This is a genomic window from Roseixanthobacter psychrophilus (genome assembly GCF_043195195.1).
GTDB lineage: Bacteria > Pseudomonadota > Alphaproteobacteria > Rhizobiales > Xanthobacteraceae > NCEH01.
In genome coordinates, this window is sequence record NZ_JBAFWT010000087.1 from 1 (window position 1) to 5957 (window position 5957).

Sequence of the window (5957 nt, forward strand, 5' to 3'; positions counted from 1 at the left end):
CCCGGGCCGGACTTTCACCGGCAGGACCGCGCCAGCTTGGCCTGGCGCACCTCACGCAGATTGTCGCGCCATACCGGAGAAGCCAAGACGGGGTGACCAGAACGAGCAGCTTGACCTCAACGACCCCAATCAGAGAAGGACTCTAAGAACCCTTGATATTATCGGATTTTCCGATCAGTCCGTCAATTTTCCCGATTCACCTGCGGCTCGACCTTCCGGTAGCCTATGCCTTGCCAAGCATGAGAGCCGAGAGCCTGCGCGCACACGTTACCACCAGCCCGGTGGCACGGGGCACGTCGAGGTCATCAAGGGCCACCACGCCGACGCTCGTCTCCATTCCCCCCGGGGCATCCAGCGGACGGTGGAGCGGGCTCGCCACACCCACCGCACCCCGCTGCAGCTCGCCGCGCGTGACGCTGTAGCCGTCGCGGCGCGCGATGCTCACCGCCTCCGGCTCGCCCTCCGAGGGCGGGCGCCCGGAAAGGATGGCGATCCCGGCGGCGCCGTGCACCAGGGGATGGCGGCTACCGATCCGGTAGGCCACGCGCAGCAGCGTGTCCTCCGCCTCGCAGACGAGAATCGCGACGCAGCAGGCGCCTTCGGGAACGGAGAGAAATGCCGTGGCTCGCGTGGCCTGGGCGAGCTCGCGCAGCAACGGCTGGGCCAAGGTGCGCATCTGGGGAGCAAAGCGCGCCGCCAGACTGAGCACGTCGGCGCCCAGGCGCAGCTCGCCATCCGGGCCGCGGCTGACGAGCCCATGCGCCTCCAGCGTTGCGGCGAGGCGGTAAGCGATGGCGCGGTGCACGTCGAGCCGCGCCGCCAGCTCGGCAACGGAAATTCCACTTTCCTGTTGCGAGACCAAAGTGAGTGCCTGGAGGCCGCGATCGAGCGTTTGCAGCGTATTGGCGTGCTTGTCCGGCCCCTCCGCCGAGGCCGCGCGCTCCGCCTTGCGCGCGCCGCTTCCAACCGGGCGACCTCTCGGCATGTCTTTGCTCCTCTGCGCGCTCATGGGCTTGCGAATTCTGCCTGCGTGCCACGGAGCCTGGCGATTGACAACCCGCGCGACACAGCTAGTCTGTGCGACATCAGACTATTAATGTGCGATAATAGTTAAATAAGTCGATCTGGGGAGGTCTTATGGACGACGACCGTCATCCGTCCGCCGTGCTGTCGCGTTGCCCGGAACATGCCGCTATCTCCGAAGCACGGGCCCAGCCCGCACACAGCCCCTCGGTGCCTCCACAGGAGGCTTCGCGTGGGCGTTGCCCGATGCATGCCATCTCGCCGGAGGCGGCGCGCTTTGACGTGTTCGAGGAGCCCTACCAGGTGGATCCCGCCGACGCCCTGCGTTGGTTCCGGGACAAGGAGCCCGTCTTCTTCAGCCCGAAGCTCGGTTATTGGGTGGTGAGCCGCTATGACGACGTGAAGGCGGTGTTCCGCGACACCTCATCCTTCTCGCCCTCGATCGCCCTTGAGAAGGTGACGCCCAACTCCGATGCGGCGAACACCATCCTCGCTCGCCACAACTACGCCATGGACCGAACCCTGGTGAACGAGGACGAACCGGCGCACATGGAGCGCCGGCGGGCACTGCTCCATTCCTTCCTGCCAGAGGAACTTACCCATCATGAGCCCATGGTGCGGCGCCTCGCGCACGAATATGTGGACCGTTTCATCGATCGCGGCGAAGCCGACCTTGTGAACGAGATGCTATGGGAGGTGCCCCTCACCGTGGCGCTCCACTTCCTCGGCGTTCCCGAGGAAGACATGGCGACGCTGCGTCGCTATTCCATCGCCCACACAGTGAACACCTGGGGCCGGCCGACACCCGAGCAGCAGCTGGCGGTGGCCGACGCAGTGGGCAACTTTTGGACCCTCGCGGGCGACGTTCTCGAGAAGATGCGGGCGGATCCCTCCGGCCACGGCTGGATGAAGTATGCCATCCGCCGGCAGAAGGAGCTGCCGGAGGTCGTCACCGATTCCTACCTTCACTCCATGATGATGGCAGGTCTCGTGGCAGCCCATGAAACCACCGCCAACGCCACCGCCAACGCCCTGCGCCTGCTGCTGGAGCATCGTGAGGCGTGGGACGAGATCTGCGCCGACCCCTCGCTCATCCCCAATGCGGTGGAGGAGTGCCTGCGCCTCTCGGGCTCGATCATCGCTTGGCGCCGCCTTGCTTTGACCGACGCGGTGGTGGGCGGCGTCACCATTCCGAAGGGGGCGAAGCTGCTGATCGTCATGGCGTCCGCCAACCACGACGCGCGGCATTTCGAGAATCCCGACGTGCTCGACATCCACCGGGACAACGCCACTGACCACCTGTCCTTCGGCTACGGCAGCCATCAATGCATGGGCAAGAACCTCGGCCGCATGGAGATTCGCATCTTCCTCGAGGAACTGACGCGCCGCCTGCCGCACATGGAGCTGGTGCCGGATCAGGACTTCACCTATCTGCCCAACACCTCCTTCCGGGGGCCGGACCATCTTCGGGTGCGCTGGGACCCTGCGCGCAATCCCGAGCGGACAACGGCTGAAGCGCGCGCGCCGCGTGCCTCCTTTCCCATCGGCGCGCCCACCCGAAACGCGGTGTCGCGTCCCGTGCGCGTCGCCGCGGCTTGGCGGGAGACGGACGACGTGCTCGCGCTCGCGCTGGAGGATCCGGCCGGTCACGATCTGCCGGGCTGGAGCGCCGGCGCGCACATCGATCTCATCGCAGGGCCGTTCGAGCGCAAGTATTCGCTGTGCGGCGACCCCGCCGACCGGAGCCGCTACCTCATCGCCATCAAGCGGGAGGACGCGGGCCGTGGCGGCTCCGCCAACATCCATGCCAACGTCAAGGTCGGTGACACCCTGCGCATCCGCGGGCCGAAGAACCATTTCCGCCTCGACGAGGAGGTTCGCCAAGCGGTGCTGATCGCCGGTGGCATCGGCATCACGCCCATTCTGGCCATGGCGGACCGCCTGAAGGCGGCGGGGCGCGATTATGCCATCCATTATGCCGGGCGCGCGGCGTCCGCCATGGCGCTGGTCGGCCGGGCGCAGCGCGACCATGGCGCAGCTCTCCACCTTTATCCGGCCGCGGACGGTCGGCGCCTCGACCTCGCTGCTGTTCTTGTCGCCGCACCGGACGCGGACGTCTATGCGTGCGGACCGGAGCGGATGCTCGATGCCCTCGACACACTGATGACCGGGCGGCGCGACCGCCTCCACATGGAGCGCTTCGCAGCTGCGGATGCAGCGCTCGATCTGCGGGATGCGGAGCCGTTCGAGGTTGAGCTCAGGGATTCCGGCTTGTCTCTGGATGTGTCTGCCGACCGCACCTTGCTCCAAGCTTTGCGCGCGGCGGGCATCGATGTGCCGAGCGATTGCGAGGAAGGCCTGTGCGGGTCGTGCGAGGTGCATGTCCTTGCCGGCGAGGTGGACCACCGCGACAAGGTGCTGAGCGCCGCGGAACGCGCGGGAAACGCACGCATGATGAGCTGCTGTTCCCGGGGGCGCGGCAGGATCTCGGTCGCGCTCTGACCTAGCCCCGATCGGGGGGCTCCCGCATAACGCCAAGGGAACGCCGGCAAGCCATACTACGGCTTCCCGGCGCCGGCCCGCCAACCCGAACGGGCTTTCTGTCTGTGCCGGCGGCCACGTCGTGTCCTCGCCGACGGACTGTTCCGCCCTGGCATGAGCGCGACCCTGCGCCGGGGCGCTGCCCCCACGCCGCCTTTCTGCCCCGACAAGTCGCGCACCGGACGCGACACATCCTTCAAGGGAGGAAACAGTATGAAACGCCTCAATCTCATGGTCGCGAGCGCGGTGGGCACCACGCTCGAATGGTATGATTTCTTCACCTTCGCGGCCTGCGCGGTGCTGGTATTCGACAAGCAGTTCTTCCTCTCGTCCGACCCGTTCGTGGCGACGCTGCTGGCGCTCAGCACCGTTTCCGTCGGCTTCGTTGCGCGGCCACTCGGCGGCATCGTATTCGGCATCGCGGGCGACCGTTTCGGACGCAAGAACGTCCTCATCGCCAGCCTGCTGCTGATGGGCGCGGGCACCTTCCTCATCGGCCTGTTGCCGACCTACGCCACCGCGGGCATCATCGCTCCCATTGCTCTGGTCACGCTGCGTATCGCCCAGGGCATCGCGGTGGGCGGCGAGGCCACCGGCGCCATGCTGATCATCGCCGAATCCATGCCCGCGGCCCAGCGCGGCCTGTGGACCTCGTTCACCATGTTCGCCGGCCCGCTCGCCAATGTGCTCACTGCGGGAGTTCTCTTCATCGTGCAGGCGATCTACGGGGAGGAGGCATTTCTCGACTGGGCCTGGCGCATTCCCTTCTTCGTCTCGGTGCTGCTGGTGATCCTCGGCTTCTGGACCCGCAGGCGGGTGGAGGAATCGCCAGCCTTCCTGGAGTTCATCGAACAGGCAGGCACGGTGGAGCGGTCGCCCCTGCGCTACGCCTTGAGCCACAATCGTCCCGAGATGCTGAAGGCGTTCTTCGTGAAGGCATCGGAGAACACCTTCCTCTACATCTTCAGCACCTTCGTCCTGCTCCTTGCCACCACCCATCTGCACATGGGGCGGGCCGACGCGCTGAGGGCGGTGCTATGGGCGTCCGCGGCGGAGGTGGTGGTGACGCTGATCGCGGCCCATGTCTCAGACAGGGTGGGCCGGCGGCCGGTGCTGTTGGCGGGCTTCGTCACCGCGGCGTTGTCCAGCTACAGCCTGTTTACGCTCGAGCCGGGCGCGAGCTTCGGCGAACTGCAAGCGCTTGTGCTGCTGTGTCTGTCGTGCCACGGCATCATCCTCGGCGCCATGGCCGCCTACATGACCGAGCTTTTTCCCACCCGCGTGCGCTACACGGCGCTGTCCACCAGCTACCAGCTTGCCTCGGTGGCCGGCGGAGCGGTGGCGCCCCTCGTCGGCGCGGTGCTGCTCCAGGTCACGGGCTCCGCCGTCTCGGTGGCGGTCTATGCCAGCCTCGTCGCCATTCCCGCGCTGGTCAGCGTAGCGTTGTCCCGCGAGGCGAAGGGCGTCGAGTTCTTCAGCACTGACACCACGGCTGTGGAGCCTGAGGCGGTGGACGTGAGGAACACCGCGGGCCAGCAGGCCTGAGGCGCCCGAAACAAGCCCATTGACGAGCGCCGCCTCCTGCGACGCCCGTCAGGCAGAGGCGCTTGATGACAAAACGACCTTGGCGGAGGCTGCGAGCATCGGGCGGCGAGCGCTGGGTTGATAGGCAGCCCAGATTGCCCGCGCGCCACTGTTTGGGCGTTTCTTATGCAGCCACCGGCGGATCCGATCCGATGTGTACCAATCGAGGTTGGAGAACACACGGCTCGCGCCCACGCAGTAGCAGTAATAGTTCGCCCATCCACGCAGGATGGGAATTGAGCTCCTGGAGCAAGTCGGCAAGGCTTCGCGAGGTTGCACCTCGTGTCCTCAAGAATCCCCTCATTTTGTGAGCGCAACTCTCCCGCGAAAAACGGACCGGATTGCGAATTGACTCCCGCCTAGGTTGTGGCTCTTTTAGCGTCATTTCGGCGGACAGGACTGTTCGCGGCTCGGCCAATTGAATTTATACACACCCAGAGTTGCGTTTTTCCGTCAGATACACGCGATTGACAAAATGAGGGGATGACTGAGATGTCGCGTGGTTGGGGCTGACCCCACAAGAACACTCCACCGGTGGCAAAACCAAGCTCGGCGGCATCTCGAAGCAGGGAGACCGATATCTGCGCCGCCTGCTCGTCGTCGGCGCCACTGCCGTCATTCGCCACATCAAAGATAAACCAACACCCATGGCCAATTGGATCAGGAAGCTCATGGAGAAAAAGCCCTTCCGGCTCGTCTCCGTCGCGCTCGCCAACAAGCTGGCCCGGATCGCGTGGGTCGTGCTGACCCGGAAGGAAAACTATCGACCCTACCAACTGGCGGCCTGACCAAACAAGACACCGTACACC

4 protein-coding genes and 1 pseudogene are annotated in these 5957 nt (G+C 65.7%); 3 read left to right on the top strand and 2 right to left on the bottom strand.

Annotated elements, in window-relative coordinates; all coding sequences use genetic code 11:
* Positions 1-223: 223 nt before the first annotated feature.
* A complete protein-coding gene (locus V5F77_RS28040) occupies positions 224-985 on the bottom strand; it encodes an IclR family transcriptional regulator (protein WP_429008353.1) in 762 nt (253 codons plus the stop codon).
* A gap of 284 nt (positions 986-1269) precedes the next feature.
* Here V5F77_RS28040 and V5F77_RS28045 point away from each other — a divergent pair, with 284 nt between their 5' ends.
* Together V5F77_RS28045 and V5F77_RS28050 are read left to right on the top strand one after the other, a co-directional pair.
* A complete protein-coding gene (locus V5F77_RS28045) occupies positions 1270-3525 on the top strand; it encodes a cytochrome P450/oxidoreductase (RefSeq protein WP_429008354.1) in 2256 nt (751 codons plus the stop codon).
* 252 nt (positions 3526-3777) lie between these two features.
* Entirely contained in the window at positions 3778-5109 is a 1332-nt protein-coding gene (locus V5F77_RS28050; RefSeq protein WP_429008355.1) for an MFS transporter, read from the top strand.
* 48 nt (positions 5110-5157) lie between these two features.
* Here the strand turns inward: V5F77_RS28050 and V5F77_RS28055 are convergent, their stop codons facing one another.
* Entirely contained in the window at positions 5158-5427 is a 270-nt protein-coding gene (locus tag V5F77_RS28055) for a group II intron maturase-specific domain-containing protein (protein WP_429008356.1), read from the bottom strand.
* 218 nt (positions 5428-5645) lie between these two features.
* Between V5F77_RS28055 and V5F77_RS28060 the strand changes: the two are divergent.
* Positions 5646-5936, top strand: a pseudogene (locus tag V5F77_RS28060) (transposase); the annotation flags it as partial.
* Positions 5937-5957: the final 21 nt, after the last annotated feature.